This is a genomic window from Cupriavidus yeoncheonensis, from assembly GCF_905397275.1.
GTDB classification, from domain to species: domain Bacteria; phylum Pseudomonadota; class Gammaproteobacteria; order Burkholderiales; family Burkholderiaceae; genus Cupriavidus; species Cupriavidus yeoncheonensis.
The window spans coordinates 210,371-236,277 of the sequence record NZ_CAJPUY010000006.1 but is presented as its reverse complement, the minus strand read 5'-3'; the positions used below and the strand labels follow the sequence as shown (position 1 = coordinate 236,277).

29 protein-coding genes are annotated in these 25,907 nt (G+C 66.6%); 11 read left to right on the top strand and 18 right to left on the bottom strand.

Going from position 1 to position 25,907, the window contains the following annotated elements; genetic code table 11:
* Nucleotides 1-20 precede the first annotated feature (20 nt).
* Nucleotides 21-1,541: a M16 family metallopeptidase gene (locus KHO22_RS10570; RefSeq protein WP_211947083.1), complete on the bottom strand. Its 1,521-nt coding sequence runs from the start codon at nt 1,539-1,541 to the stop codon at nt 21-23.
* A gap of 194 nt (nt 1,542-1,735) precedes the next feature.
* On the opposite strand from KHO22_RS10570, the gene ftsY reads away from it, so the two are divergent.
* Complete coding sequence (ftsY, locus tag KHO22_RS10565) at nt 1,736-2,872, top strand: signal recognition particle-docking protein FtsY (protein WP_211947082.1); 1,137 nt, start codon at nt 1,736-1,738, stop codon at nt 2,870-2,872.
* 65 nt (nt 2,873-2,937) lie between these two features.
* Here the strand turns inward: ftsY and maiA are convergent, their stop codons facing one another.
* Nucleotides 2,938-3,585, bottom strand: a complete 648-nt coding sequence (gene maiA, locus KHO22_RS10560) for a maleylacetoacetate isomerase (protein ID WP_211947081.1) — start codon at nt 3,583-3,585, stop codon at nt 2,938-2,940.
* Between the two features lie 4 nt (nt 3,586-3,589).
* Nucleotides 3,590-4,291: a fumarylacetoacetate hydrolase family protein gene (locus tag KHO22_RS10555; protein WP_211947080.1), complete on the bottom strand. Its 702-nt coding sequence runs from the start codon at nt 4,289-4,291 to the stop codon at nt 3,590-3,592.
* Nucleotides 4,292-4,508: 217 nt separating this feature from the next.
* Between KHO22_RS10555 and KHO22_RS10550 the strand changes: the two genes are divergently transcribed.
* From KHO22_RS10550 to ybiB, 5 genes are all read left to right on the top strand, one after another.
* On the top strand, nt 4,509-5,162 hold the full coding sequence (locus KHO22_RS10550; protein ID WP_211947079.1) for an ANTAR domain-containing response regulator: 654 nt from the start codon (nt 4,509-4,511) through the stop codon (nt 5,160-5,162).
* Between the two features lie 342 nt (nt 5,163-5,504).
* Nucleotides 5,505-6,818 (top strand): CmpA/NrtA family ABC transporter substrate-binding protein, encoded by a 1,314-nt coding sequence (locus tag KHO22_RS10545; RefSeq protein WP_211947078.1) that lies wholly within the window; start codon nt 5,505-5,507, stop codon nt 6,816-6,818.
* A gap of 52 nt (nt 6,819-6,870) precedes the next feature.
* The gene (ntrB, locus tag KHO22_RS10540) at nt 6,871-7,773 is read left to right on the top strand and encodes a nitrate ABC transporter permease (RefSeq protein ID WP_211947077.1); all 903 of its coding nucleotides are present in this window, start codon (nt 6,871-6,873) and stop codon (nt 7,771-7,773) included.
* 32 nt (nt 7,774-7,805) lie between these two features.
* On the top strand, nt 7,806-8,609 hold the full coding sequence (locus KHO22_RS10535) for an ABC transporter ATP-binding protein (RefSeq protein WP_211947076.1): 804 nt from the start codon (nt 7,806-7,808) through the stop codon (nt 8,607-8,609).
* Between the two features lie 91 nt (nt 8,610-8,700).
* Nucleotides 8,701-9,711 (top strand): DNA-binding protein YbiB, encoded by a 1,011-nt coding sequence (gene ybiB, locus KHO22_RS10530; RefSeq protein ID WP_211947075.1) that lies wholly within the window; start codon nt 8,701-8,703, stop codon nt 9,709-9,711.
* Nucleotides 9,712-9,732: 21 nt separating this feature from the next.
* Here the strand turns inward: ybiB and KHO22_RS10525 are convergent, their stop codons facing one another.
* Nucleotides 9,733-10,608 carry a pirin family protein gene (locus KHO22_RS10525; RefSeq protein WP_211947074.1) on the bottom strand — a complete coding sequence of 292 codons (876 nt, stop codon included), beginning with the start codon at nt 10,606-10,608 and terminating at the stop codon, nt 9,733-9,735.
* A gap of 351 nt (nt 10,609-10,959) precedes the next feature.
* Here KHO22_RS10525 and rpoH point away from each other — a divergent pair, with 351 nt between their 5' ends.
* Nucleotides 10,960-11,889, top strand: coding sequence for an RNA polymerase sigma factor RpoH (gene rpoH, locus KHO22_RS10520; RefSeq protein ID WP_211947073.1), 930 nt, complete (start codon nt 10,960-10,962; stop codon nt 11,887-11,889).
* 82 nt (nt 11,890-11,971) lie between these two features.
* On the opposite strand, the gene KHO22_RS10515 is transcribed toward rpoH, so the two are convergent.
* The 5 genes from KHO22_RS10515 to KHO22_RS10495 form a co-directional block, all read right to left on the bottom strand.
* On the bottom strand, nt 11,972-12,592 hold the full coding sequence (locus KHO22_RS10515; RefSeq protein WP_211947072.1) for an SCO family protein: 621 nt from the start codon (nt 12,590-12,592) through the stop codon (nt 11,972-11,974).
* A 149-nt stretch (nt 12,593-12,741) separates the two neighbouring features.
* Nucleotides 12,742-13,677: a heme o synthase gene (cyoE, locus tag KHO22_RS10510; protein ID WP_211947071.1), complete on the bottom strand. Its 936-nt coding sequence runs from the start codon at nt 13,675-13,677 to the stop codon at nt 12,742-12,744.
* Nucleotides 13,674-14,777, bottom strand: a complete 1,104-nt coding sequence (locus tag KHO22_RS10505; protein ID WP_211947070.1) for a COX15/CtaA family protein — start codon at nt 14,775-14,777, stop codon at nt 13,674-13,676. Before KHO22_RS10505 ends, cyoE begins: the two co-directional genes overlap by 4 nt.
* 12 nt (nt 14,778-14,789) lie before the next feature.
* Entirely contained in the window at nt 14,790-15,446 is a 657-nt protein-coding gene (locus tag KHO22_RS10500; RefSeq protein WP_211947069.1) for an SCO family protein, read from the bottom strand.
* 73 nt (nt 15,447-15,519) lie between these two features.
* On the bottom strand, nt 15,520-16,275 hold the full coding sequence (locus KHO22_RS10495) for an SURF1 family protein (protein ID WP_211947068.1): 756 nt from the start codon (nt 16,273-16,275) through the stop codon (nt 15,520-15,522).
* 99 nt (nt 16,276-16,374) lie between these two features.
* On the opposite strand from KHO22_RS10495, the gene KHO22_RS10490 reads away from it, so the two are divergent.
* Nucleotides 16,375-16,584: a twin transmembrane helix small protein gene (locus tag KHO22_RS10490; protein ID WP_211947067.1), complete on the top strand. Its 210-nt coding sequence runs from the start codon at nt 16,375-16,377 to the stop codon at nt 16,582-16,584.
* A 132-nt stretch (nt 16,585-16,716) separates the two neighbouring features.
* On the opposite strand, the gene KHO22_RS10485 is transcribed toward KHO22_RS10490, so the two are convergent.
* The 7 genes from KHO22_RS10485 to KHO22_RS10455 form a co-directional block, all read right to left on the bottom strand.
* The gene (locus tag KHO22_RS10485) at nt 16,717-17,577 is read right to left on the bottom strand and encodes a cytochrome c oxidase subunit 3 (RefSeq protein WP_211947066.1); all 861 of its coding nucleotides are present in this window, start codon (nt 17,575-17,577) and stop codon (nt 16,717-16,719) included.
* 109 nt (nt 17,578-17,686) lie between these two features.
* Complete coding sequence (locus KHO22_RS10480) at nt 17,687-17,911, bottom strand: DUF2970 domain-containing protein (protein WP_211947065.1); 225 nt, start codon at nt 17,909-17,911, stop codon at nt 17,687-17,689.
* Between the two features lie 16 nt (nt 17,912-17,927).
* On the bottom strand, nt 17,928-18,542 hold the full coding sequence (locus KHO22_RS10475; RefSeq protein ID WP_211947064.1) for a cytochrome c oxidase assembly protein: 615 nt from the start codon (nt 18,540-18,542) through the stop codon (nt 17,928-17,930).
* A gap of 17 nt (nt 18,543-18,559) precedes the next feature.
* Entirely contained in the window at nt 18,560-18,691 is a 132-nt protein-coding gene (locus KHO22_RS10470) for a cytochrome oxidase small assembly protein (protein ID WP_211947063.1), read from the bottom strand.
* 63 nt (nt 18,692-18,754) lie between these two features.
* On the bottom strand, nt 18,755-20,362 hold the full coding sequence (gene ctaD, locus KHO22_RS10465) for a cytochrome c oxidase subunit I (protein WP_211947062.1): 1,608 nt from the start codon (nt 20,360-20,362) through the stop codon (nt 18,755-18,757).
* Between the two features lie 38 nt (nt 20,363-20,400).
* Nucleotides 20,401-21,666, bottom strand: coding sequence for a cytochrome c oxidase subunit II (gene coxB / locus KHO22_RS10460; RefSeq protein WP_211947061.1), 1,266 nt, complete (start codon nt 21,664-21,666; stop codon nt 20,401-20,403).
* Between the two features lie 58 nt (nt 21,667-21,724).
* Nucleotides 21,725-22,234, bottom strand: coding sequence for a DUF2244 domain-containing protein (locus KHO22_RS10455; protein WP_211947148.1), 510 nt, complete (start codon nt 22,232-22,234; stop codon nt 21,725-21,727).
* Nucleotides 22,235-22,392: 158 nt separating this feature from the next.
* Between KHO22_RS10455 and KHO22_RS10450 the strand changes: the two genes are divergently transcribed.
* Entirely contained in the window at nt 22,393-22,542 is a 150-nt protein-coding gene (locus KHO22_RS10450) for a hypothetical protein (protein WP_211947060.1), read from the top strand.
* Nucleotides 22,543-22,550: 8 nt separating this feature from the next.
* On the opposite strand, the gene KHO22_RS10445 is transcribed toward KHO22_RS10450, so the two are convergent.
* Nucleotides 22,551-23,552 (bottom strand): methyltransferase domain-containing protein, encoded by a 1,002-nt coding sequence (locus tag KHO22_RS10445; protein ID WP_420839586.1) that lies wholly within the window; start codon nt 23,550-23,552, stop codon nt 22,551-22,553.
* On the opposite strand from KHO22_RS10445, the gene KHO22_RS10440 reads away from it, so the two are divergent.
* On the top strand, nt 23,487-24,311 hold the full coding sequence (locus KHO22_RS10440) for a ComF family protein (protein WP_211947058.1): 825 nt from the start codon (nt 23,487-23,489) through the stop codon (nt 24,309-24,311). The two genes, KHO22_RS10445 and KHO22_RS10440, sit on opposite strands and share 66 nt — an antisense overlap.
* Nucleotides 24,312-24,423: 112 nt before the next feature.
* Nucleotides 24,424-24,894, top strand: coding sequence for a tRNA (uridine(34)/cytosine(34)/5-carboxymethylaminomethyluridine(34)-2'-O)-methyltransferase TrmL (gene trmL, locus KHO22_RS10435; RefSeq protein WP_211947057.1), 471 nt, complete (start codon nt 24,424-24,426; stop codon nt 24,892-24,894).
* A 20-nt stretch (nt 24,895-24,914) separates the two neighbouring features.
* On the opposite strand, the gene KHO22_RS10430 is transcribed toward trmL, so the two are convergent.
* Nucleotides 24,915-25,892, bottom strand: coding sequence for a Bug family tripartite tricarboxylate transporter substrate binding protein (locus tag KHO22_RS10430; RefSeq protein WP_211947056.1), 978 nt, complete (start codon nt 25,890-25,892; stop codon nt 24,915-24,917).
* Between the last annotated feature and the right edge of the window lie 15 nt (nt 25,893-25,907).

Below are 25,907 nucleotides of genomic sequence, written 5' to 3'. Positions count from 1 at the left end.
CTAACGACATGCGTGGATTCTCAGTGGCGCAGGCCTTCGGGGACCTTGGCCTTGGGCTTGTTGGGGTCAACCGGCTGCGGCAACAGCGTGGCCACGGTCAGGTTGTCGTCGTTGAAGTACTTCGCGGCCACGGCCTGCACCTGCGCCGGGGTGACTTCCTTGATCTTGTCGAGGATGCGGTCGATGTCGCGCCACGAGATGCCGGAGATCTCCGCCACGCCGATCTCCATGCCCTGGCCGAACACCGAATCGCGCTTGTAGATCTGGCTGGCCACGACCTGCGCCTTGACGCGCTTGAGCTCCTCGGGCGAGACGCCGCTCTTGGCGATGCGCTGGATCTCCTCGCGCAGCGCCGCCTCGATCTGGTCGGTGGTATGGCCGTCGGCCGGCGTGCCGTCGAGCACGAACAGGGAGTTGCCGCGGTTGATGCTGTCGTAGCCGACGTTGACGTCGTCGGCCAGGCGCTGCTCGCGCACCAGCTCGCGGGTCAGGCGCGCGTTGTCGTAGCCGTTGAGCACGGCGGCCAGGACCTCCAGCGCGTACGGGTCGACATCCTTTTCCACGTCGCGCAGGCGCGGCACCTTGTAGGCCATCACCATGTACGGGTTCTCGGCCGGCGCCTTGACCCAGATGCGCTTGATGCCGATCTGCGGCGGATCGTCCTGGTCCTTGCGCAGCGGCAGCGTGCGCGGCTTGAGCTTGCCGTAGTAGCGTTCGGCCATGGCACGGACCTCGGCCGGATTGACGTCGCCGGTGACGATCACCGTGGCATTGTTGGGCACGTACCAGCCGCGGTACCAGGCCTGGACATCTTCCAGGCGCATGTTGACCAGGTCGTCCATCCAGCCGATCACCGGGTGCCGGTAAGGCGCGGCGACATAGACGGCGGCGAGCAACTGCTCGTAGACCGTGCCGCGCGCCGAGTCGTCGGTGCGCAGGCGGCGCTCCTCCATCACGACCTTCATCTCGCGCTCGAACTCGCCCTGGTTGAAGATGAGGTTGGCCATGCGGTCGGCCTCCAGCTCCATCATCTTCGGCAGGTATTGCTTGCTGATCTGCTGGTAGTACAACGTGAAGTCGCGGTTGGTCATGGCGTTCTCGCGCCCGCCGAGCGCCGCGACCTGCTTGGAGAACTCGCCCACGCCGACCTTGGGCGTGCCCTTGAACATCATGTGCTCGAGCATGTGGGCGACGCCGGTGGTGCCGCTGACCTCGTCGACGCCGCCGACGCGGTACCAGATCTGGTGCGCCACCGTGGGCGCCCGGTGGTCTTCCTTGACGATCAGGCGCAGGCCGTTGGACAAGCGGTATTCCGTCGTGCCCTGCGCCGTGGCGCCAACCGGGGCAGTCTGCCCGGACGGCATGGGCGATGCGACCGTGCGCTGCGCCTCGGCGCCGGCCGACCACGGCAACGCGGCCAGCAGCAGGACGGGCAGTGCCTGCCTGGCCAGGCGTTGCAGGGACGCCCGGCCCCCGGCATGGGCGGCGAAGGGTTCAGGGCGGGCGCCGCCCGTTCCGGTCACGACTGTGCAATGGTCCATGCAACCCCGTCTGCTAGAATTTTGCCGATCGATTCATGTATCCATGAATCCGCTGTGTTACGAACTATACGCAATAGCAGGCACGCCCCACAACGAGAGGCTGGTGGCGTGCCGGAATATTGCGTAAGGCCTTGATGATTAACGACGCCGCCGGACGGCGGCCGATCCTGACGGGGTATTGACCCCTTTCCCCAATGTTTAGTTTCTGGAAGAAGCGCAAGGCCGAGCCGGCCCCTGCGCCGGCAGAACCGCCCGCCGCGGCTCCGGCCCCGGCCCCGGAGCCCTCCCCTGTCGCCAGCCCGGCCCAGCCCATTGCCCCAGCCCCCGCGCCGGTCGCGACGGTCGCGCCAGCCGCGCCGGTGGCTTTGGCACCGGCACCGGTCGCGCTTGAGGATCTGGAGCTGACCCCGGCGCCGGTGCAAACGGCCGAAGCCCGCCGCGGCTGGATGCAGCGCCTGCGCACCGGCCTGTCCAAGACCAGCCGCAACATCAGTACGCTGTTTGTCGGCATGAAGGTCGACGAAGCCCTGTTCGAGGAGCTGGAAACCGCCCTGCTGATGGCCGACGCGGGCGTGGAAGCGACCGAATACCTGCTCGGCGAACTGCGCAAGCGCGTACGCAGCGAGCACATCGACACCGCCGAGGGCGTCAAGGCCGCGCTGCGCGACCTGCTGATCCAGCTGCTGCGTCCGCTGGAAAAGACCATGGCGCTGGGCCGCGAGCAGCCTCTGGTGATGATGATCGCGGGCGTCAATGGCGCCGGCAAGACCACCAGCATCGGCAAGCTGTGCAAGCACTTCCAGCACTACGGCCAGTCCGTGCTGCTGGCCGCCGGCGATACCTTCCGCGCGGCCGCGCGCGAGCAGCTGACCATCTGGGGCGAGCGCAATAACGTGACCGTGGTGGCGCAGGAAAGCGGTGATCCGGCCGCCGTGATCTTCGACGCGGTCAATGCGGCGCGCGCGCGCGGCATCGACATCGTGATGGCCGACACCGCGGGACGCCTGCCCACGCAGCTGCACCTGATGGAAGAACTCAGGAAGGTCAAGCGCGTGATCAGCAAGGCGATGCCCACGGCCCCGCACGAGGTCCTGCTGGTCATCGACGCCAACACCGGCCAGAACGCGCTGGCGCAGACGCGCGCGTTCGACGACGCGCTCGGCCTGACCGGCCTGATCGTGACCAAGCTCGACGGTACCGCCAAGGGCGGCATCCTGGCAGCGATTGCGCGCCAGCGCCCGGTGCCGGTCTACTTCATCGGCGTCGGCGAAAAGGTCGAAGACCTGCAGCCGTTCAAGGCCGAGGAGTTCGCCGACGCGCTGCTCGGCTGATTGCGCCGACCCAACAAGAAAACGCCCCGGAGACCGGGGCGTTTTTTCATGGCTGAGCCGGCGCATCACTCCGCGTCGGGCTGCTCCTTGGGCTGCGCCTTCCGGAAGGCCGGCAGTTCCATGCACGCTTCCTGGATCCGCGCGATGGTCGGGTAGCGGCTCACGTCGATATTGAAGCGCTGCGCGTTGAAGACCTGCGGCACCAGGCAGATGTCGGCCAGCGTCGGCGTATCGCCGAAGCAGAAGCGGCCGGCCTTGCCCTGGCGCTCCAGGTTGGCCTCGAACGCGGCAAAGCCCAGTTCGATCCAGTGCCGGTACCACGCGTCCTTGGCCTCGTCGGCCACGCCCAGCGTGCGCTTGATGTACTTCAGCACGCGCAGGTTGTTCAGCGGATGGATCTCGCAGGCCACCTCCAGCGCCAGCCCGCGCACGTAGGCGCGGTCCAGCGCATTGCCGGGCAGCAGCTTCGGCTCGGGATGGACCTCGTCCAGATACTCGATCATGGCCACGGACTGCTGCAGCACCTGGCCGTCGTCGAGCACCAGCGCGGGCACCAGGCCGTCCGGGTTCACCGCCCGGAACTCGGGCAGCAGCTGCTGGCCGCCGTCCTTGAGCAGGTGCACCGGCACGTAGTCGTACGGCAGGCCCTTCAGCTCCAGCGCGATACGCACGCGATAGGACGCCGAGCTCCGGAAATAGCTGTAGAGCTTCATCGGCTCAGACCACCTTGATGGTCAGGTCGCCCACGCCACCGACGTGGCACTGCATCACGTCGCCCTTGACCACCGGGCCTACGCCCTCGGGCGTGCCGCTGAAGATCACGTCGCCGGGCTGCAGTTCGAACAGCTTCGACAGGTACGACACCATTTCCGGCACCGACCAGATCAGGTCGGCCAGGTCGCCGCGCTGCTTTTCCACGCCGTTGACGGACAGCGTCACCTCGCCCTTCTCGGGATGGCCGATGGCCGATACCGGCACGATCGGGCCGATCGGGGCCGAGCGGTCGAAGGCCTTGCCGGTCTCCCAGGGGCGGCCGGTCTTCTTCGATTCGTTTTGCAGGTCGCGGCGCGTCATGTCCAGGCCTACGGCGTAGCCGAACACATGGCTGGCTGCCTGCTCCACCGGGATGTCCTTGCCGCCCTTGCCGATCGCCACGACCATTTCCACTTCATAGTGGACGTTGCTGGTGCCCGGCGGGTACGGGAAAGTGCCCTCGGTGCCGTCCGCCACGTAGCTGACCGCGTCCGACGGCTTGCAGAAGAAGAACGGCGGCTCGCGGTCCGGATCCGAGCCCATTTCACGGGCGTGGGCGGCATAGTTGCGGCCGACGCAGTACACGCGGCGCACCGGGAAGCTAGCGTTGCTGCCGCGCACGGGCACGCCAACGGGTGCCGGCGGGGCAAAAACGAATTCGGTCATGCATCTCTCCAGGCTTGTTCTGATATCCCTGCGCACGAGTGAGCGGCGTCGCCAGCAGACACCCCCGGGCGCAGCAGGGCAACAGCATACACCTTGCCCGCAGGGCTGCGTACGACGGCATACAGTGAATACGGGAAAGCCCCCAATGTGCCAGCGGACGCGCCGGACCGGGTACCCGGCGCGGATCTTGCATGACGCAAGGCAACCCACGAAACCCATGACTCGCCGCCATCCGCCCCCCTCGCCAAGCCAGTCCAGCCAGCCCACTCAGGGCTCCGCAGCGGGCACGCGCATGCTGCGCATCCTGCTGGTGCGCGATCCGCATGACGCCGATCCGCTCAATGTCGAGACCATCCGCGGCGGGCTGGTCAGCACCGGCTTCACCGACATCCAGACCGTGGACGCCGACCTGCGCCTGCCCGATGTCATCGCGGCCAGCCAGCCGGACCTGATCATCATCGCGTCCGAGTCCGCCGCGCGCGATACCGTGGAACACGTGTGCGTGTCCACGCAGCACGCGCCGCGCCCGATCGTGCTGTTCACCGACAACGACGACGCGCAGCGCATCAAGACCGCGCTGTCGGCCGGCATCACCGCCTATATCGTCGATGGCCTGCGCGCCGAGCGCGTCAAGACCGTGCTGGACGTCGCCTACGCCCGCTTCCAACTGGACCAGCAACTGCGCGCCGAACTCGACGCCACGCGCCTGAAGCTGGCCGAGCGCAAGGTGGTGGAGCGCGCCAAGGGCCTGCTGATGCAGGCGCGCGGCATCAGCGAGGACGAGGCCTACAAGCGCCTGCGCAGCATGGCCATGGAACGCGGTCTGAAGATCGTGGATGCGGCCCAGCGCGTGATCGACGTGATGGGCTGAGCATCTGCGTGCGGTGCGGCTGCGGCACGCGGCTGGTGCAATGCACAAATCTGGCGCCGATGCATGATAGTGGCGCTTCCTCCGGTGCCCGGCCTGCGCGGCCGGCGGACATGACTCGCCCCGGAATCCCGTTCTTGACCCTTTCACGGGCCGCCAGGCCACCACTGAGCCTGGCACAGCCATTGCGTTATCCGTGCATCGGCCAACGAGGGCCGATCAAAATTCAGGCGGGCGCGGCCAACGCGGGCCGTGTCACGCCACGGACAACGGCGTCCTGAGCTGCACCCGTCTTCTGGCGAACACGGGCTGCGGATCGGGACGCCTTTTTCTTGGAGCCCAGCAATGCCCTCTCGCCTCAGGATTGCCAAGCCGCAACACGCCGCGGTCGATGCCGACCTCGCCACTGCCGACGCGGCGCCGGCCAGCAGCGGCCGCCGCCGCGCGCTGGCCACCATTGCCGGGGCCAGCGTGATGACGCTGGTCGATCCGCTGGTGCGCGCCGGCGCATGGGCGGCAGGCTCGGACGCACCGGAAAAGCCCGAGGTGCGCATCGGCTTTATTCCGCTGACGGACTGCGCCTCGGTGGTCATGACTGCCACGCTCGGACTGGACAAGAAGTACGGCATCAGGATCACGCCGACCAAGGAGGCTTCCTGGGCCGGCGTGCGCGACAAGCTCGTCAATGGCGAACTCGACGCCGCCCACGTGCTGTACGGACTGATCTATGGCGTTCAGCTCGGCATCGGCGGCCCGAAGAAGGACATGGCGGTCCTGATGAGTCTGAACCACAACGGGCAGGCCATCACGCTGTCGTCCAAGCTGGCCGAGAAAGGCGTGAAGGACGGCGCCAGCCTGAAGGCGCTGATGAGCAGGGAAAAGCGCGACTACACCTTCGCGCAGACCTTCCCGACCGGCACGCACGCCATGTGGCTGTACTACTGGCTGGCTGCCAACGGCATCAACCCGATGCAGGACGCCAAGGCCATCACCGTGCCGCCGCCGCAGATGGTGGCCAATATGCGCGTGGGCAATATGGACGGCTTCTGCGTGGGCGAGCCGTGGGGCGCGCGCGCGATTGCCGACAAGATCGGCTTCACGGTCGAAACCACGCAGGCGATCTGGAAGGACCACCCCGAGAAGACCCTCGGCACCACCGCCGAGTTCGTGCAGAAGTACCCGAACACGGCGCGCGCCATGGTGGCCGCCATCCTCGAAGCCTCGAAGTACATCGACGCATCGGCCTCGAACCGGCGCAAGACGGCCGAGACCATTGCCGCCAAGTCCTACGTCAACACCGACATGGACATCATCCTGGACCGCATGCTGGGCCGCTACAGCAACGGTCTCGGCAAAACCTGGGATGACCCCGACTCGATGAAGTTCTACCAGGATGGCTCTGCCAACTTCCCGTTCCTGTCGGACGGCATGTGGTTCCTGACGCAGCACAAGCGCTGGGGCCTGCTCAAGGCCCATCCCGACTATCTCGCCGTGGCCAGGCAGGTCAACCGCATCGATCTCTACAAGCAGGCCGCCACCGCGGCGCAGGTGCCGTTGCCCAAGAGCGACTTCCGCACCGCGAAGCTGATCGACGGCGTGGTGTGGGATGCCACCAAGGACCCAAAGGCCTACGCCGACGGCTTCAGCATCGACGCCTGATGCGCGGGCCATCGCCATCGTTTCGGATTGCCCCTGAACCAAGGAGCCAGACGTGAATGCCATCGCCAGACCCGCGCCGGAAGGCGCCACCGGCTTGCAGGCCGACCCCGACGTCAGCGAACGCGCGCGGCGCCGCGCGCTGGAAATCGAAGCCCAGGCACGCCGCGCCGAACGCCGCGAGGCGCTGCGCGCCGCCGTGCTCAAATGCGTGCCGCCGCTGCTGGGCTTTGCGCTGTTCGTGCTCGCCTGGCACGGCATCGCCACGCTGATCCCGGCGCTGCCGACGCCTGGCGCCACGTGGAACGCCGCCGTTCCGCTCTTTGCCGACCCGTTCTACCGCAATGGCCCCAATGACCAGGGCATCGGCTGGAACGTGCTGGCGTCGCTCGCGCGTGTCGGGGCGGGTTTCGGGCTGGCGGCGCTGGTCGGCATCCCGGCCGGCTTCGTGCTGGGGCGCTTCGCCTTCCTGAACGCGATGGCGGCGCCAGTCATGAGCCTGCTGCGGCCGGTGTCGCCGCTGGCGTGGCTGCCGATCGGGCTGCTGCTATTCAAGGCCGCCAACCCTGCCGCGATCTGGGCCATCTTCATCTGCTCGATCTGGCCGATGGTGATCAATACCGCGGTCGGCGTCACGCGCGTGCCGCAGGACTACCTGAACGTGGCACGCGTGCTGGACCTGTCCGAATGGAAGGTGTTCACGCGCGTGCTGTTCCCGGCCGTGCTGCCGTACATGCTGACCGGCGTGCGGCTGTCGATCGGCACCGCGTGGCTGGTGATCGTGGCCGCGGAGATGCTGACCGGCGGCACCGGCATCGGCTTCTGGCTGTGGGACGAGTGGAACAACCTGAAGGTCGAGCACATCGTCATCGCGATCTTCGTGATCGGCGTGATCGGCCTGCTGCTGGAACATGCGCTGCTGGCGCTGGCCCGGCGCTTCAGCTACGGCAACAACTGACTGCACCGAGCGCAAACCCAACGGAAACGGCCATGGAAAAGTTCGTCAGCATCGAAAACGTCGGGCAGACCTTCAAGACGCGCAAGGGGCCATTCGTGGCGCTGCGCGACATCAACCTGCAGATCGCGCAGGGAGAGTTCATCACGCTGATCGGCCATTCGGGCTGTGGCAAGTCCACGCTGCTCAACCTGGTCGCGGGCCTTGCCACACCGACCAGCGGCGCGCTGATCTGCGCGGGCCGGGAAATCGCCGGCCCGGGGCCCGAGCGCGCGGTGGTGTTCCAGAACCACTCGCTGCTGCCGTGGATGACCTGCTTCGACAACGTCCACCTGGGCGTGGAGCGCGTGTTCGGCAGCAGCGAAAGCAAGGCGCAGCTCAAGGCGCGTACGCACGACACGCTCGCGCTGGTGGGCCTGACGCACGCGGAAGGCAAGTTCCCGCACGAGATCTCGGGCGGCATGAAGCAGCGCGTAGGCATTGCGCGCGCGCTGGCCATGGCGCCCAAGGTCCTGCTGATGGATGAACCCTTCGGCGCGCTCGACGCGCTCACACGCGCGCACCTGCAGGATGCCTTGCTGAAGATCGTGGAGCGGACCCGCAGCACCGTGGTCATGGTCACGCACGACGTGGACGAGGCCGTGCTGCTGGCCGACCGCATCGTGATGATGACCAACGGCCCGGCGGCCACGATCGGCGAGATCCTGAGCGTCGGCCTGCCGCGTCCGCGCGAGCGCGTGGCGCTGGCCGATGACAGGGACTACCACGCCTGCCGCACGGCGGTGCTGGATTTCCTCTACCGCAAGCAGCGCAACCCGGCCCTGCAGGAAGCGGCCTGAGCGACCGCTGACGCACCTGCCGCCATGGGCGTGGCGGCGGCGCTCCGCTATCATGAAGCGAGATCTCCAATCACCCCCACGCTGCCCGCCCATGACCACATCCAACGCCACACCTGCCGCGGGCCCGTTTTCCGCGGCACGCTATATCAAGGAAATCGGCCGCGGCGTGAACGGCGCCCGCGCGCTGCCGCGCGAAGACGCACAAGCCCTGTTCGATGCCATGCTGGCCGGCCGCGTGTCGGACCTGGAGCTGGGCGCGGTGCTGATGGCCTACCGCATCAAGGGTGAAGCCCCCCACGAACTGGCCGGCATGCTCGAAGCCGCGCACGCGCATTGCCTGCCGCTGGCCGCGCCGGGCGACCGCCAGGTGGTGGTCATCCCGAGCTACAACGGCGCGCGCAAGCAGCCCAACCTGGTGCCGCTGCTGGCCCTGTTGCTGGCGCGCGAGGAGATTCCGGTGCTGGTGCATGGTTCGCGCGAATTCCAGGGCCGCGTGACCAGCCTGAGCCTGTTCGAGGCGCTCGGCGTATCGCTGTGCGCATCGACCGATGACGCCACGGCGCGCCTGCGCGATGGCGACGGCGCCCACGGGCCGCTGGCGGTGGTACCGGTCGATGTGCTGTCGCCGGGCCTGGCGCAGTTGCTCGATCGCCGCAATGTCATCGGCCTGCGCAACTCCTCCCACACCGTGGCCAAGATGCTGCAACCGGTCGGCGCGCACTCCCCTGCCGAGGCACTGCGCCTGTACAGCTATACGCACCCCGAGTACCGCGAAACGCTGACCGACTATTTCTCGCATGAGCCCGCCAATGTGCTGCTGGCGCGCGGCACCGAAGGCGAGGTGGTGGCCGACGCGCGCCGCGGCAGCCGCATCGACTGGCTGCACGACGGCCACCAGCAGACCATCGTCGACCCCACCAGCGGCTCGATTGCCGATGTGCCGGAACTGCCCCAGGGAAGCGACGTGGCCGACACGGCAGCCTGGACGCGCAGGGTGCTGGACGGCGCGGTGCCGGTACCCGCCCCGATCGCCACGCAGGTGCGCGCGATTCAGGAATGCCTGCGCCAGGGCACGCGCGTGGCCTGGGCCAGCCCGCTCTGACCGGCACCAGGCGCCTGCGCCTCAGGTCTTGCGGGGTGGCAGCGGAATCCGCTCGGTCTCGCCGGGGACATGCGGGAAGCCGTCGTCCTCCCAGCGCCGGGAAGCGGCCTCGATCGCTTCCTTGCTGCTGGCCACGAAGTTCCAGAAGATAAACCGGCGGCCGTCAGTGGGATCCCCGCCAAGCAGCATCACGCGCGACGGCACGGTGGCGGTCAGCGTCACCGTCTGGCCAGGCGCCAGCACAACCATGTGCTCCGCAGGCAGCGCCTCGCCGTCGAGCGCCACGCTGCCGTCGACCGGGTAGACGCCCCGCTCGGCATGCTCGGGCGGGATCTCGATGCTGGCGCCGGCATCCAGTTCGATCGCCACGTATAGCGTGCGGCTGAATACCTTGACGGGGGAAGTGTTGCCAAAGGCGTCTCCGGCGATCACCGTCATGCGCACGCCCGCCCGCTCGATCTTGGGCAGCGTGGCGCCGGGATGGTGGAAGAACGACGGCGCCACGGTTTCATGGTCCTTGGGGAGTGCCACCCAGGTCTGGATGCCATGCAGGCGCGCGCCGGCTTCACGCACGGCTTCGGGCGAGCGTTCCGAATGGACAATGCCGTTGCCGGCGGTCATCCAGTTGACGTCGCCGGGGCGAATGACCTGTTCGCTGCCAAGGCTGTCGCGGTGCACGATCTCCCCGTCGAACAGGTAAGTCACCGTGGCCAGGCCGATATGCGGATGCGGACGCACATCGGCGCCATGACCCGGCGGCAGCGTCACCGGACCCATATGGTCGAAGAAAATGAACGGGCCAACGGTCTGGGTCGCAGCCGCGGGCAGCAGGCGACGCACGGTGAAATCGCCCAGGTCCCGCACATGGGGCTTGAGCAGGTGTTCGATGGCAGACATAGGTACTCCGGATCGTGTGACAGGCTCTTGATGAGGCGGTGGCGGTGCTCGCGCCAGCACTGTCAGTGTAGCGGCTGGCGCAATACAGTATCCCGCCGGGCGGTGCGAACCGAGGGGCCCGACGGCCCTCTAACTCAAGGTGTCCGGACTGCCGATATGCAGCCTAAGCACCTTGATGTGGGGAATGCTATCCGAAGATAGATGACAATCATCAGGAACTATCGGCAGCTTAGGGACTCCAATTAGCACTCACCCGGCTTGAGTGCTAAGATGTGTTGCAATGCTGCGCCCTCCCATCCACCGGAGCGGCGCACCGGCAACCGAACCGCCGGATGCGAAAGGAGTAATTGAGTGAACGCAGTCTTGCCTGCCGACCAAACCGTGCTGAACAGCCGTCTGCCGACGGCGCCCAAGCTCGCCGGAAGCTTTGCCTTGACCTTCCCGGCCACCGTGGGCAACCTGGAAAGCTATATCCAGGCGATCCATCGCATTCCCCTGCTTACCGCCGAGGAAGAGCAGCGTCTCGCGCGCGAACTGCGCGACCATGATTCCGTTGATGCCGCACGCCAGATGGTGATGTCCCACCTGCGCCTGGTGGTGTCGATCGCACGCCAGTACCTTGGGTACGGCCTGCCGCACGCCGACCTGATCCAGGAAGGCAATATCGGCCTGATGAAGGCCGTGAAGCGCTTCAACCCGGACCAGGGCGTGCGCCTGGTGTCGTACGCCATGCACTGGATCAAGGCCGAGATCCACGAGTACGTGCTGAAGAACTGGCGCATGGTCAAGGTGGCGACCACCAAGGCCCAGCGCAAGCTGTTCTTCAACCTGCGCAGCCACAAGAAGGGCTCCCATGCGTTCACGCCGGAGCAGATCGAAGCCGTTGCGCGCGAACTCAACGTCAAGCCTGAAGAGGTGATGGAGATGGAAACCCGCCTGTCGGGTGGCGATCTCGCGCTGGAAGGGCAGATCGACGACGGCGAGGAAGAGTTCGCCCCGATCGCCTACCTGGCGGACAACCACAACGAGCCCACGCGCGTGCTGGAAGCCAAGCGTCAAGACCGCATGCAGGTCGAGGGGCTGGAAGAGGCACTGACGCGCCTGGACGAGCGCAGCCGCCGCATCATCGAGGCGCGCTGGCTGCACGTCGAGGACGACGGCTCGGGCGGCGCCACGCTGCATGAGCTGGCCGATGAATTCGGTGTCTCGGCCGAACGGATCCGCCAGATCGAGGCGGCGGCCATGAAGAAGATGAAGGGCGCGCTGCAGGCGTTTGCCTGATCGCGCGGCGCCCGGGCAATCCGCTGGCGCCATGCAAAAGGCCGGTCCCCTGGACCGGCCTTTTGCCATTCCTGCGCTGCGCTCAGGACAGCAGCTGCTTGATATCGTGGGCAATCGGCTCCGGCCCTTGCCCGTGGCGAATGAACAGTCGCAAGCGCCCTTCGGGGTCGAACACGTAGCTGCCGGCCGAGTGATCCATGGTGTAGTTGTTCGGCGAAGACCCCGGCACCTTCGCGTAGTACACCTTGAAATCCTTGGCGACCTTCTGCAGCGCCGCATCATCGGCCGGCCGCATGCCCAGGAAGCGCGGATCGAACGCCGGCACGTACTGCGCCAGCAGCGCCTGCGTATCGCGTTCCGGATCGACCGTGACGAACAGCACCTGGACCTTGTCGGCGTCCGGGCCGAGCTGCTCCATCACCGCCTTGAGTTCGGCCATGGTGGTCGGGCAGACATCGGGACAATGGGTATAGCCGAAGAACATCACCACGACCTTGCCCTTGAAGTCCGCGATCGTGCGGACCTTGCCGTTGTGGTCGGTCAGTGAAAAGTCCTTGCCGAAGTCCGCACCGCCACTGATGTCGACGTTGCGGAACGAGGCCTTCTGCTGGCCGCAGGCGGCAAGCGCCAGCGCCAGGAAGGCCAGCGCGGCAAGGCGGCGGAACGAGGCGAGGAGCCCGGGGGATTGGCTTGGCTTGGTCATGCGAGATTGGAAGTCGGGGGCGCCGGAAAGGCAGCGGCACCGCGATGGCGAGGGCAGCACACAGTATCGCCCATCCGTGCCCGGCGCCGCCGCGGCCGCGACAAGATGTCGCAGGCCACTTACAGGCGGGCCACAGACAGGCAGGCCACTCAGGCCTGCGGCACGAACTTGAAGTAGTGATCGACCAGCAGGACCGCGAACAGGATCGACAGGTACAGGATCGAGAAGCGGAATGTGCGCTGCGCCAGCTCGTCGGAGTAGTCGCGGTACAGCGTCCACGAGTACTTCAGGAACCATGCGCCCAACACCAGCGCGCTGGCCAGGTAGATGTAGCCGCTCATGCCGTAGACGAACGGCAGCAGCGTCGCGGCGATCATGACCAGCGTGTACAGCAGGATATTGAGCAGCGTGTACTTTTCGCCATGCGTGATCGGCAGCATCGGCAGCCCGGACTTGGCGTAGTCGGCGCGGCGATACAAGGCCAGCGCCCAGAAATGCGGCGGGGTCCAGGTGAAGATGATCAGCACCAGGAACCAGGCCTCGGCCGGCACGTCATTGGCCACGGCCGCCCAGCCGAGCGCAGGCGGCATGGCGCCCGACAGGCCGCCGATGACGATGTTCTGCGGCGTGGCCGGCTTGAGCAGGATGGTGTAGACGACCGCATAGCCCAGGAAGGTGGCGAAGGTCAGCCACATCGTCAGGTCGTTGGCGAACACATGCAACAGCCACATGCCGGCGCCGCCGAGGACGGCCGAGAAGATCAGCGTCTGGGTGGTGGTGATCTCGCCCGTGGCCGACGGGCGCCAGGCCGTGCGGCGCATCAGTGCGTCGATCTTCTGCTCGACCAGGCAATTGATCGCGAACGCGGCCCCGGCCAGCAGCCAGATGCCTGCGGCGCCGCCGATCAGCACGCGCCACGGCACCATGCCCGGCGTGGCCAGGAACATGCCGATGATGGCGCAGAACACCGCGAGCTGCGTGACGCGCGGCTTGGTCAGGGCGGCATATTGGCGAACCAGGTGGCGCACCCGGCCCACGGGATGGGGTTGTGTTGCAGTAACCACGGGAGGGAGTTTGTCTTTCATGTGGCGCGAGCGGCGGCCGGCACGCTGGAAGCGGCGCCGGCGGGTCGGGTCGCGAGCCCTATATTGTAGTTGAGTCGCACCAGCAGCAGCAGGAGCACCGCCGCCCCGCCGTTGTGGAGCACGGCGGCCACCAGCGGCCAGTCCAGCACGATGTTCGAGAGCCCCGTGGCAAGTTGCAGCGCCAGCGCGGCCAGCAGCCAGCGTGACGTGCCGCCCAGCCCTTCGAGCCTGCGCGCGCGCAGGCCGAACCATGCCAGGTAGCCCAGCACGACCACCGCGAAGCAGCGATGCACCCAGTGGATCGCCACCAGCGCCGCATGCGGAATGTAGTCGCCTGCGGCCGTCATGCCGAGCTGGCGCCATAGCGTGAAGCCGTGCGCGAAGTCCATCTCGGGCACCAGCTGGCCGTTGCACAGCGGGAAATCGGTGCAGGCCATCACCGCGTAGTTGGTGCTGACCCATCCGCCCAGGAAGATCTGGATCACCAGCAGCAACAGGGCCGCGCGCGCGGGCCAGCGCAACGCCCCGGCCTGCGGCGCCACGGGATGCGGCTGATCATTGCGCGAGCCGAGCCAGATCAGCGCCGCCAGCAGGCTCATGCCGAGCAGCAGGTGCGTCACGACGATGACAGGCTGGAGCTTCATCGTCACCGTGAAGGCGCCGAACGCGCCCTGCACGCACACCAGCAGCAGCACGCCGGTGGCAAACCACGGCGACTGCTTCAGTTCGCGGCGCTTGACCCACGCCAGCACCATCAGCGTGATGATCAGCACACCCACCGCCATGGCGAAATAGCGGTGGATCATCTCGATCCACGCCTTGGCCAGCGTCACGGGGCCGCTCGGCAGCGCGGTCTCGGCGGCGTGGATCGGCTCCATCGCCGCATGCGGGTTGGAATGGCCGTAGCAGCCCGGCCAGTCCGGGCAGCCGAGGCCGGAATCGGTCAGTCGCGTGAAGCTGCCGAACATGATCAGGTCGAGCGTCAGGAACGCGGTGATCCAGACCAGCTTGCGGTACTTGTTGCGGTCGCCGCGGACCAGGACATACGAGATCGGAAACAGCGCGATCAGGACGCCGATGATGGCGAGTTGAAGCAGCATGCCTGTCGCCCCTCAGCCGATGCGCGAGACCCGCAGCAGCTTCTTGAGGTCGCCGCTCATCTTCTTGGGATCGGGATCTTTCGGGAAGCGCATCATCAGGTTGCCGAGCGGATCGACCAGGAAGATGGTGTCCTCGATGCGGCCGCCTTCGGCCGCAGGCAGCCATTGACGTGCCACGTCAGGCGGAATGCGCAGGAAGCGCACGCCTGCGTACGGCTCGTTGTAGGCCGCGGACAGGCGTTCGTCGACGGCGCCCTGGTCCGTGATCAGCCAGACCGGCACGATCCGCTCGCGGTCCTGGCCCTGGCCCGCGCGGATCTGGCGGATGGTGAAGAGCTTCTTTGCGCAGGCCTCGTCGCAGGCCGACGGATCGGCCGTCACGAGCAGCCACTTGCCGCGGAAGCTTTCGAGCGGCACGGCTTCGGCACGCTCGTTGGCGACGCGCACGGCCGGCATCGGACGCTGCGGATCGATCAGCGCGCCGTAGTTGGTGGCGCCGCCGGCCGGTTTGAAGACGTAGAAGGTCAGGTAGGACGCGATCACCGGCGATGCGCACACCAGCAACAGCAGCAGCATCTGGAGGCGGCCGCGGCGAGTGCGGGCGTCGATGCGCGAGTCCGGCGCGGATGCCGTGCCGGCCGGGGCCGGGGCGGAGTCTTGGTGTGGCATGCGTACGTCTGTCGTTCGTTGGTCGTGGCGCCCGCCCGATGGCGCGCGCCTGTTGTTCGTGGCCAGATGGCCGTCAAGTGGGTCCTGCCCCGGCAAGCCGGCGCGCGCGGCGCCAGCCCAGCGCTACCATCAGCACCAGCGTCAGCGCGGCCAGGCCGAACCACTGGAAGGCGTAGCCGTAGTGCCGGTCGGCCCCCAGGTCGGCCGGGGCCCAGTCGCGCGCGAGGCCGTCGCCGGTATCGGTGCGCTGCTCGATCACGATCGGCTGCAACGCCACGCCGGTCTCGGCCCCGTAGGCAGCCAGGTCCACGTTCTGCCGGATCCGGTGGCCGGCTTCGGCGCTCGCGGGCTGGCCCAGGCTATAGACCCTGGGCACTGCGGCAAGTGCCGTGCCTTCGATGGTCACTTCGCCGGCTGGCGTCGGGAATGGCGCAATGCGCGTGCGGTCCTGGACATCGCGCGGCAGCCAGCCACGCAGCACCAGCACGCTGCGGGCGGCGGCGCCGTCACTCCGGATCTGCAGGGGCGTCAGTACCAGGAAGCCGGCGCGGCTGTCCGTACCGTTGCCGTGGGGGCGATTATCCAACAAGACGGTCCGGTCCGCGTCAAAACGCCCCGTGACGCGCACCGTGCGGTCCGCCACGTCGCCGGGCGCGGGCACCGCAGTCAGGGTCACCGGCGGCTGCGCGGCCAGCGCGTGCAACCGTTCGGCGCGCGCGAGCTTCTCGTGCGCGCGGTTGAGCTGCCAGTTGCCGAGCACGCAGGTCACCGCGATCACCACCGCGGCCGCGGCGGTCGGCACCGGACTCAGGGCGCGCCAGAGCTTCATCGGCTGCCTCCCGGCGCATACGGCGCGAGGCGGGCGGTGCGATAATGGCACTTTCTGCCCACGAGCCCGCGGCACGTATCGCGGCCAGCCTGCCCCGCCATGCGCTTTGTCATCATCGTCGCCTTTCTCCTGATCATCGGCAGTCTGGCCTCGGCCCTCTTCTTCATGATGCGCGACCGCGGCAGGACGCCGAACATGATGCGCTCGCTGATGCTCCGCGTGGGCTTCTCGGTGGCGCTGTTCCTGTTCATCCTGTTCTCGAACTGGATGGGCTGGATCCACAGCACCGGCATCCGCATGAATCCATAGCCGGCCTCTTTCCGAGACTCGAAACCGCAAAAAACAAGCGCCGCAGGCTGGTTCCCCTCCTGCGGCGCTTCTGTTTTGTGGTCCCGCTGCGGAAGGCGCTTCAGGCCTTCCGCGGGTACGACAAATTGCTGCTTACAGCCAGTACACCACGATGTAGAGGAAGAGCCATACCACGTCAACGAAGTGCCAGTACCAGGCGGCACCTTCGAACGCGAAGTGATGCTCGGGCGTGAAATGGCCCTTGAGCACGCGGATCAGCACCACGGTCAGCATGATCGCGCCCATGGTCACGTGGAAGCCGTGGAAGCCGGTCAGCAGGAAGAACGTGGAACCGTAGACGCCCGAGGTGAGCTTCAGGTTCAGTTCCGAGTAGGCGTGCATGTACTCGTACGCCTGGAAGCACATGAAGATCGCGCCCAGCAGGATGGTCAGCACCAGGCCCTGGATCAACTGGCTGCGCTTGCCGGCCAGCAGCGCATGGTGCGCCCAGGTCAGCGTCACGCCCGACATCAGCAGCAGTGCCGTGTTGATGGTCGGGATCGGCCACGGACCCATGGTCTGGAAGGTCTCGACCACGCCGGCCGGGCCGGTGTTGGGCCATACGGCGGCGAAGTCGGGCCACAGGATCTTGTTGTCCAGGTCGCCCAGCCACGGCATGGCGATGGTGCGGGCGTAGAACAGCGCGCCGAAGAACGCGGCGAAGAACATCACTTCGGAGAAGATGAACCAGCCCATCGACCAGCGGAAAGACAGGTCGATGTTCTTGCCGTACATGCCCCCTTCGGATTCACCGATGGCGTCGCTGAACCAGCTCTTGAGCACGAACAGGAACCACAGCAGGCCGAAGCCGCACAGGTACGGCGCCCAGTGCTGTCCGTTCACCCAGCCGGCAGCGCCGGCGCCGGTCATCAGCAGGCCGAAGCTTGCCGTGATCGGGTGGCGCGACGGTCCCGGTACGAAGTAGTACGGAGCGTTTGCGCGATTCGCACTCATTCTTTTATCTCCAGCTCAGAGTCTTGGTTCAATCGTTATCGGCACATCCGGCGGCCTTGCCTCCCAGGCCGCCGGCGGCACTGCTTTTCTGTCTACCCTACCTGCCCTGCTAGGCCGCGGCCGAACTGACCACGACCCGTACGATCACAATCAGGATCGCGATGAATACCGCCGCCGCGATCACCCCGGCAATGACCACATGCACCGGGTTCAGCCTGGCCATGTCGCTCTCGTGCTCAGCGCCCTTGCGCAGGCCGATGAACGACCACAACACCGCACGCATGGTCTGCGCGAACGACATCTTGCGCTTGACCGCGTCCTTCAGCTCGTCCACGGCATTTCCTCCTGCCTCAGCCGCCGCTGCGCGCCGCCGGCGGGCTTTCCAGCTCGCCCTGCGGTGCCTGCGCCACCGGCGTACCCACTTCAAAGAAGGTGTACGACAGCGTGATGTTCTTCACATCCTTCGGCAGCTTCGGGTCGATCACGAACACCACCGGCATCTCGCGCGCTTCCTTGGCCTTGAGCGTCTGCTGCTTGAAGCAGAAGCACTCGAGCTTCTTGAAGTATTCGGTCGCCTGCTTGGGCGCGTAGCTCGGGATCGCCTGCGCCGAGATATCGCGCGACTGCCCGTTGGCCACCTCGTAGACGATCGTCACCATCTCGCCCGGATGCACTTCCATGCTGTTCTTCACCGGACGAAAGGCGAAAGGACCGCGCGCGTTCGAATCGAACTCCACCGTGATGGTGCGGCTCGTGTCGACCTGCGTGTTCTTGAGCGAGCCGCCGTACAGCTCGCGCGTGGTCACCACGTTCAGCCCGGTGAGGTCGCAGATCTTCTTGTACAGCGGCACCAGCGCGTAGCCAAAGCCGAACATCACACCGACGATCACCACCAGCCGCAGCATCATGCCGCGGTTGAACCGCTTGTCGGCTTCCTGGCCCTGCCCCTGCTGATCGACGCTCATCCCGCTACCCCGCAGCTTCAGCCAAGGAACACCATCTTGGCGAAGAACCCCAGAAAGAAAACCACCACGATGGAAAACAGGATCAGCCCCAGGCGGCGGTTGGCGGCCTTCTGGTCTGCTTGCGATGGGTTTTTTTGTGGAGCCTGCATTGTCTTGTTACCTGCCGGCACGGAGGGCGTCTGGCGCCCTCCGTGCCTTGTTGCGCTCAGTGCCTAGCGGACTTGCGGCGGCACTTCAAAGGTGTGGAACGGCGCCGGCGACGGCACGGTCCACTCCAGGCCCTCGGCACCATCCCAGGGCTTGTCCGCGGCCTTCTCGCCGCCACGGTACGACGGCAGCACCACGAAGAAGAAGAAGTACACCTGCATCAGGCCGAAGCCCAGTGCCCCGATCGAAGCAATCGCGTTGAAGTCCGCGAACTGGGTCGGGTAGTCGGCATAGCGACGCGGCATGCCGGCCAGACCCAGGAAGTGCATCGGGAAGAAGGTGACGTTGAAGAAGATGATCGAGCCCCAGAAGTGGATCTGGCCGCGGGTTTCGTTGTACATGAAACCGCTCCACTTCGGACCCCAGTAGTAGAAGCCCGCGAACAGCGCGAACAGCGAGCCGGCCACCAGCACATAGTGGAAGTGCGCCACGATGAAATAGGTGTCCTGCAACTGGATGTCGATCGGGGCCACCGCCGGCATCAGGCCCGTGAAGCCGCCGATGGTGAACACGAAGATGAAGCCGATCGAGAACAGCATCGGGGTCTCGAAGGTCATCGAGCCCTTCCACATGGTGGCGATCCAGTTGAAGATCTTCACGGCCGTCGGCACCGCGATCAGCATGGTCGCGTACATGAAGAACAGCTGGCCCGTCACCGGCATGCCGGTGGTGAACATGTGGTGCGCCCAGACGATGAACGACAGGATGGCGATCGAAGCCGTCGCGTACACCATCGAGCTGTAGCCGAACAGGCGCTTGCGGGCGAAGGCCGGCACCACGTGCGAGATGATCCCGAATGCCGGCAGGATCATGATGTACACCTCGGGGTGGCCGAAGAACCAGAAGATATGCTGGTACATCACCGGGTCGCCACCGCCGGCGGCCGAGAAGAAGCTCGTGCCGAAGTGCCGGTCGGTCAGCACCATGGTGATGGCGCCGGCCAGCACGGGCATCACCGCGATCAGCAGGTAGGCGGTGATCAGCCACGTCCAGCAGAACATCGGCATCTTCATCAGCGTCATGCCCGGGGCGCGCATGTTGAGGATGGTCACGATGATGTTGATCGAGCCCATGATCGATGAAGCGCCCATTATGTGCATGGCGAAGATGGCCATGTCCATGCCCGGACCCATCTGCACCGACAGCGGCGCGTACAGCGTCCAGCCGGCGGCGGTGGCGCCGCCCGGGGCGAAGAACGAGCCGGCCAGCAGCAGCGCTGCGGGCGGCATCAGCCAGAAGCTGAAGTTGTTCATGCGCGCGAACGCCATGTCGGATGCGCCGATCTGCAGCGGGATCATCCAGTTGGCGAAGCCCACGAAGGCCGGCATGATCGCGCCGAACACCATCACCAGGCCGTGCAGCGTGGTGAACTGGTTGAACAGCTCGGGGCGGAAGAACTGCAGGCCCGGCTCGAACAGCTCCAGGCGGATCAGCAGCGCCAGCACGCCGCCGCTCAGCAGCATGATGAAGGCGAACAGCAGGTACAGCGTGCCGATGTCCTTGTGGTTGGTGGCGAACAACCAGCGGCGCCAGCCATGCGGGTGATCATGCGCGTGGTCGTCGTGCGCGTGATCGTGCGGATGACCGATTGCGTCGGGGGTAGCAGTACTCATCGCAAATGCTCCTCTAATCCTGTCCTGTCTTCAGCCGGTCAGCCCGCGGTGCGGTTGCCCGCGATGCTGGCCTGCTTGCTGCCCTGGTCCTTGGCGGGCTTCGCGTCCGCCTTCGGTGCGTCGCCGCCTGCAGCGCCGCCGCCCTCGGGGAACTTGCCGGCGCGGGCATTCACGAAGTCGCTGGGCTGGATCACTTCGCCGGTGTGGTTGCTCCAGCTGTTGCGCACATAGGTCATCGCCGCAGCCAGTTCGGTGTCGGACAGCTGCTTCCACGACGGCATGGCGTTCTTGCCTTCCAGCATGATGTGCATCTGGCCGGCCTTCGGGCCGTTCACGATCTTGGAACCGTCCAGCGCCGGGAACGCGCCGCCGCCCTTGCCGTTGGGCTGGTGGCAGACCGCGCAGTTGGCGGTGTAGACCTTCTCGCCGCGGACCTTCATTTCGTCCAGCGTCCAGGTCTTGTTCGGATCATCGGCCTTGGCGGCCATTTCCTTCTTCTTGCCGTCGACCCACTTGGTGTAGTCGGCGTCGGACACGACGCGCACGACGATCGGCATGAAGGCATGTTCCTTGCCGCAGAGCTCGGCGCACTGGCCGCGGTACACGCCGATCTTCTCGGCCTTGAACCAGGTGTCGCGCACGAAGCCGGGGATCGCATCCTGCTTGACGCCGAAGGCCGGGATCATCCAGGCGTGGATCACGTCATTGGCCGTGGTGACGATGCGCACCTTCTTGTTGACGGGCACCACCAGCTCGTTGTCCACCTCCATCAGGTAGGTGTTGGACTTCGGCGCTTCGTTGTTGATCTGCTCGCGCGGGGTGGTCAGGGTCGACACGAAGGAAATGCCTTCGCCCTCGCCCTTCAGGTAGTCGTAGCCCCACTTCCACTGGTAGCCGGTGGCCTTGATGGTGACGTCGGAATTGGTGGTGTCCTTCATGGCCACGACGGTCTTCGTCGCCGGCAGGGCCATGGCGATCACGATCAGGAACGGGACGATGGTCCAGACCACTTCGACCGTGATGCTTTCGTGGAAGGAGGCGGGCTTGGCACCCTTGGACTTGCGGTGCGTGAACACGGAATAGAACATCACGCCGAACACCGCGACGAAGATCACCGTGCAGATGATCAGCATCATCCAGTTCAGCCAGTGAATCTGCTCGGCGATCTTGGTGACCGGCTCGGTCAGGTTCAGCTGACGCACGGCGGGACCGCCGGGCATGTCACTGACCGCCAGGGCCGCCTGGCTGGCAAGCAGGGATGCGCTCGCCAGACAAACTGCGGATGCCTTCTTCCACATTTTCATTTGTTATCTACCCAATTTACAGATTCAAATCTGTCCCCGCCTCCGCCCCCGCCACCTCTCAGAGGCGGCGCAGGGCCGCTGCGAGCTCCTGGGCGAACTTGCGCCGCTTGTGCAGGTCCAGATAGCACCCCACCCGCACAACGCGCCCGCCCGAACGCAGCGTCACCAGCGCGCGGGACGATTCCCCCAGTTCGACCCGCACCCAGTGCGGGTTGAATTCCTCGCGCGTCAACCGCTGCGCGCTGGCTGTCTCCACGACCAGCACGCCATCGTTGATGCTGACACGCTCATAGTCCGTCGCATGACGCGCATACACAAGCAGAGCAATCCCCAGTCCGAGCAGGTCCAGGCCGGCAAATGGCAGCACGAGCCAGGACCCTTGCACCGCGAAAAACAACGCGATGGCAAGCGAGACAGTGAAGATCGAGAGGTAAAACCAGCCGACCTGGCGTGGGGAAAGCGAACAATTCCGCTTCATCAGCCAGTCGTGGGGCGCGGGAGGAGGTCCGTCGAGATTTCCGCCGGAGTCACCACTTGCCGTCTGGAATGCGATACCCAAGTCTTGCATCGCCAACCACTCTGCATTTGGATGCACACCCGGGACGATTGCGCCCAGACTGCACCATGCGAGTGCAACTCCAGGACGTTCTTGTGCCAGGGGACCACTGCGACAAACTGGCGCATTATAGGGCGCTTCGCATACACGGACAAGGCCGCACATTGACCATGGTGCTTGCGCACCGTAAGGATTTATGCTTAGACGCCATCAATGACATCACCCGAAAAGCCAATGCCAGCGCGGCTTTGCGGGTGATCGGCACGTCCTGCCGCTACACGAAAGTCAATACAGTCCTAACCGCTTTCCTGACCATTTGAAGCCGCGCTCAGCGGCGCGGTCTTGCCCTGCCGATCTTGTCCAGCGGCACGACGGCATGGCCCTGGTCATCCAGTTGCTGCGCACCGCGCGGGGCCAGTTTCCATGCGTGGCCGTAGACGATCTCGAAGCTCAGCGGGATCACGCCGTCGGCGTTGCGCCGGCGCGCCAGTGCCGCGCACACCGCCTCGTGCCAGCGCCGGCCATGCAGGCCGGCATGGCGCGCGTCCGGGTGCGCACGCAAGCCACCGAAGGCCTGCACCTCGCGCAGCAGCGTCTCGGGCGATTCGTAGGTCACGGTCAGCGTTTCCATGTCCATCACCGGCGTCGACCAGCCGCTGTGGACCAGCATGTCGCCAATGTCGTGCATGTCGACAAAGCGCAACGTATGGGGTGCGGAATCGACTTCGGCGAAGGCCGCGCGCAGTTCGCGCAGCGTATCGGGCCCGAACAGCGAGAACATCACCAGGCCGTCGTTCTGTGTCACACGATGCCATTCGGGGAACACGCGGTGCGGCTCGGGATGCCAGTGCAGCGCCAGGTTGGACCACAGCAGGTCGAAGCTGCCGGGCGCAAAGGGCAATGTGGCAAGATCGCCCTGGACCAGATCGAACAGCGGGCGCTTGCCGAGCAGGCGCCCGACCCATCCGGGCCGCCGCTGCGGATCGCGTTGCCCCGCCTCGGCGAGCATCGCGCCGGAGATGTCGAGGCCGGCGATCTGCGCATCGGGAAAGCGCGCGCGCAGGCCCGCCAGGCCCTGCCCATGCCCGCAGCCAAGATCCAGCGCGCGCTGCGGCGACAGGCGCACGACTTCCATGCGTTCCTGCATGCGGCGGCCGATTTCGCCGAGCAGGAAGTCGAGCTGGCCGAACGCGGCGCTGCGCCGGTCGAAGGCCAGCCGGGTCAGCCGCGTGGGCGGCAGGAAGGCATCAGGAGAGTCGGCGGCATGCAGGGACACGGGAAAACCAGGCAACAGGAAGACGGGAAAGCCGCGGCAACACACACCGCGCATGGCAGCCGCGCGCCTTGGCGGGCGGCCGGACGGCAAGTATACGCGCGCGCCGCGAAAGCCGCCGGGCACGTGCGCAGGCTGGCGCGTGCACTGTTGCCGTGCGCCTGCGCGCTCTGCGGCGTCGTGCAGGACGAAGTGGTCTGCGGTGACTGCGTCGCCGACCTGCTCTACCCGGTGTCGCGCTGCCCGGTCTGCGCAATGGGCCGCGCGCCCGGCCAGCCGTGTCCGGCCTGCGCCCGGCACCGCCCCGGCTTCGACCAGGCGGTCACGCTGGGCGACTACGCTTTTCCTCAAGACTCGCTGGTGCTGGCCCTCAAGTACGGCAAGGTGCTGCCGCTGGCCAGCTGGCTCGCGACCGCGCTGGCGGACCGGATGCAGGGTGGGTTGCGCAGCGGCGCGCCGCTGCCGGACCTGCTCGCGCCGATTCCGCTGTCGCCGCAACGGCTGGCCGATCGCGGCTTCAACCAGGCCTGGGAGATCGCCCGGCCGCTCGCGCGCCGCCTGGGCGTGCCCGGCGACCCCGTACTGCTTGAGCGGTCGCGCGATATCGCTACCCAGCACCTGCTGGACCTGGCGCATCGGCAAATGAACGTGCGCGGCGCGTTCCGTGTGGCCGGCCAGCAGCCGCTCGCGGGCAGGCACATCGGCCTGGTCGATGATGTGATGACCACGGGCGCGACGCTGGACGAAGCGGCCCGCACGCTGAAAGCGCACGGCGCGGCGCGGGTCAGCGTGATCGTCGCGCTGCGCACGCCGTGAGCGGACACTGAGCGGACACTGAGCGGATGACAGCGCCGCAGTCGCGCGGTAAGCTGCGCACCGTTTTCGATGCCGGGGACTTGCTGCCCCGCCCTGCCAAGGAAATCCCCCCATGTTCCATGTCGTCCTGGTCGAACCGGAGATCCCGCCCAACACCGGCAATGTGATCCGCCTGTGCGCCAACACCGGTGCGCAATTGCACCTGGTGAAGCCTCTGGGGTTTCCACTGGAAGATGCCCGCATGCGGCGCGCGGGACTCGACTACCACGAGTACGCCAGCATGCGCGTGCACGAGAACTGGGACGCGCTGATGGCCAGCGAACAGCCCGACCCGACGCGCATGTTCGCGCTCACCACGCATGGCTCCACGCCGTTCGGGCAGGTCAGCTTCCGGGCCGGCGACTGGTTCGTGTTCGGCTCCGAGACCCGCGGGCTCGCGCCGGAACGGCGCGAATGGTTTCCGGCATCGCAGCGCATCCGCCTGCCGATGCGGCCCAACAACCGCAGCCTGAACCTGTCGAACACGGTGGCAGTGGTCGTCTTCGAAGCCTGGCGCCAGAACGGCTTTGCCGGCGGCGCCTGAGCGCGACCGTCAGCGCGCCCTTATTCGGGCTGCACGCCCGCGGCGCGGATCACCTTGTCCCACCGCACCTTCTCGCTCGCCATGGTCTGGCGCAGCGATGCCGGCGCCGTACCCGCCGGCACGAAATATTGCGCGCGCATCTTCTCGCGCACGTCGGCGCTGCCGATGATAGCGACCAGCTCGCGATAAAGCCGGTCGATGATCGCGGGCGGCGTGCCCGCGGGCGCCAGCACCGCCTGCCACGAAATCGCTTCGAAACCGGGATAGCCCGATTCAGCGACGGTCGGCACGGAGGGCAGCACCGCCGTGCGGCCGGTAGTGGTGACTGCCAGGATGCGCAGCTTGCCCGCATTGACGAGCGGCATCGCAATCGCAGGCACCATGAAACCCGCCTGGATCTGCCCGCCCACCATGGCGGTGGTGACCTGCGGGAAGCCCGGATACGGCACGTGCTGCAGGTCGATACCGGCCATGGCCTTGAGCTGCTCCATGGCCAGGTGCGCGGCGCTGCCGTTGCCGACCGAGCCATAGTTCAGCGCGCCGGCTCTTGATTTCGCCAGCGCCACGAATTCGCGCACGTCATGCACGGGCAGCCTTGCATCGACCACCAGCACATTGGGCGACGTCGCCACCAGCGTGACCGGGGCAAGCTGGCGGAACGGGTCATAGCTGAGGTTGCGCGACAACGATGGCGCCGTGACCAGCGGCCCGTTGATCGTGAACAGCAGCGTGTAGCCATCGGGCGCCGCCTTCGCCACCATGCCGGTGCCGATATTGCCGCCGGCGCCGGGGCGGTTTTCCACCACCACCGGCTGGCCCAGCGTCGCCGCCAGTTTTTCCGTGAGGATGCGCGCGATCAGGTCCGGCGATGATCCTGCCGGGAACGGCACTACCATGCGCAGCGGCCGCGACGGCCAGGTGTCGGCCCAGGCCGGGGAAACAGCGCCGGCGGCGCAGGCGCAGGCAAGCGCGATCAGCGCGTGGCGACGGGAAGTCATGCGAAAACCGGTTCG

Bases quoted from the DNA above. Each gene is read 5' to 3' on its own strand.
- KHO22_RS10570 (WP_211947083.1), bottom strand. From the start codon at position 1,541: ATGGACCATTGCACAGTCGTGACCGGAACGGGCGGCGCCCGCCCTGAA.
- ftsY (WP_211947082.1), top strand. From the start codon at position 1,736: ATGTTTAGTTTCTGGAAGAAGCGCAAGGCCGAGCCGGCCCCTGCGCCG.
- maiA (WP_211947081.1), bottom strand. From the start codon at position 3,585: ATGAAGCTCTACAGCTATTTCCGGAGCTCGGCGTCCTATCGCGTGCGT.
- KHO22_RS10555 (WP_211947080.1), bottom strand. From the start codon at position 4,291: ATGACCGAATTCGTTTTTGCCCCGCCGGCACCCGTTGGCGTGCCCGTG.
- KHO22_RS10550 (WP_211947079.1), top strand. From the start codon at position 4,509: ATGACTCGCCGCCATCCGCCCCCCTCGCCAAGCCAGTCCAGCCAGCCC.
- KHO22_RS10545 (WP_211947078.1), top strand. From the start codon at position 5,505: ATGCCCTCTCGCCTCAGGATTGCCAAGCCGCAACACGCCGCGGTCGAT.
- KHO22_RS10535 (WP_211947076.1), top strand. From the start codon at position 7,806: ATGGAAAAGTTCGTCAGCATCGAAAACGTCGGGCAGACCTTCAAGACG.
- ybiB (WP_211947075.1), top strand. From the start codon at position 8,701: ATGACCACATCCAACGCCACACCTGCCGCGGGCCCGTTTTCCGCGGCA.
- KHO22_RS10525 (WP_211947074.1), bottom strand. From the start codon at position 10,608: ATGTCTGCCATCGAACACCTGCTCAAGCCCCATGTGCGGGACCTGGGC.
- KHO22_RS10515 (WP_211947072.1), bottom strand. From the start codon at position 12,592: ATGACCAAGCCAAGCCAATCCCCCGGGCTCCTCGCCTCGTTCCGCCGC.
- cyoE (WP_211947071.1), bottom strand. From the start codon at position 13,677: ATGAAAGACAAACTCCCTCCCGTGGTTACTGCAACACAACCCCATCCC.
- KHO22_RS10505 (WP_211947070.1), bottom strand. From the start codon at position 14,777: ATGCTGCTTCAACTCGCCATCATCGGCGTCCTGATCGCGCTGTTTCCG.
- KHO22_RS10500 (WP_211947069.1), bottom strand. From the start codon at position 15,446: ATGCCACACCAAGACTCCGCCCCGGCCCCGGCCGGCACGGCATCCGCG.
- KHO22_RS10495 (WP_211947068.1), bottom strand. From the start codon at position 16,275: ATGAAGCTCTGGCGCGCCCTGAGTCCGGTGCCGACCGCCGCGGCCGCG.
- KHO22_RS10490 (WP_211947067.1), top strand. From the start codon at position 16,375: ATGCGCTTTGTCATCATCGTCGCCTTTCTCCTGATCATCGGCAGTCTG.
- KHO22_RS10485 (WP_211947066.1), bottom strand. From the start codon at position 17,577: ATGAGTGCGAATCGCGCAAACGCTCCGTACTACTTCGTACCGGGACCG.
- KHO22_RS10475 (WP_211947064.1), bottom strand. From the start codon at position 18,542: ATGAGCGTCGATCAGCAGGGGCAGGGCCAGGAAGCCGACAAGCGGTTC.
- KHO22_RS10470 (WP_211947063.1), bottom strand. From the start codon at position 18,691: ATGCAGGCTCCACAAAAAAACCCATCGCAAGCAGACCAGAAGGCCGCC.
- ctaD (WP_211947062.1), bottom strand. From the start codon at position 20,362: ATGAGTACTGCTACCCCCGACGCAATCGGTCATCCGCACGATCACGCG.
- coxB (WP_211947061.1), bottom strand. From the start codon at position 21,666: ATGAAAATGTGGAAGAAGGCATCCGCAGTTTGTCTGGCGAGCGCATCC.
- KHO22_RS10455 (WP_211947148.1), bottom strand. From the start codon at position 22,234: ATGCAAGACTTGGGTATCGCATTCCAGACGGCAAGTGGTGACTCCGGC.
- KHO22_RS10450 (WP_211947060.1), top strand. From the start codon at position 22,393: ATGGTGCTTGCGCACCGTAAGGATTTATGCTTAGACGCCATCAATGAC.
- KHO22_RS10440 (WP_211947058.1), top strand. From the start codon at position 23,487: ATGCAGGGACACGGGAAAACCAGGCAACAGGAAGACGGGAAAGCCGCG.
- KHO22_RS10445 (WP_420839586.1), bottom strand. From the start codon at position 23,552: ATGCGCGGTGTGTGTTGCCGCGGCTTTCCCGTCTTCCTGTTGCCTGGT.
- trmL (WP_211947057.1), top strand. From the start codon at position 24,424: ATGTTCCATGTCGTCCTGGTCGAACCGGAGATCCCGCCCAACACCGGC.
- KHO22_RS10430 (WP_211947056.1), bottom strand. From the start codon at position 25,892: ATGACTTCCCGTCGCCACGCGCTGATCGCGCTTGCCTGCGCCTGCGCC.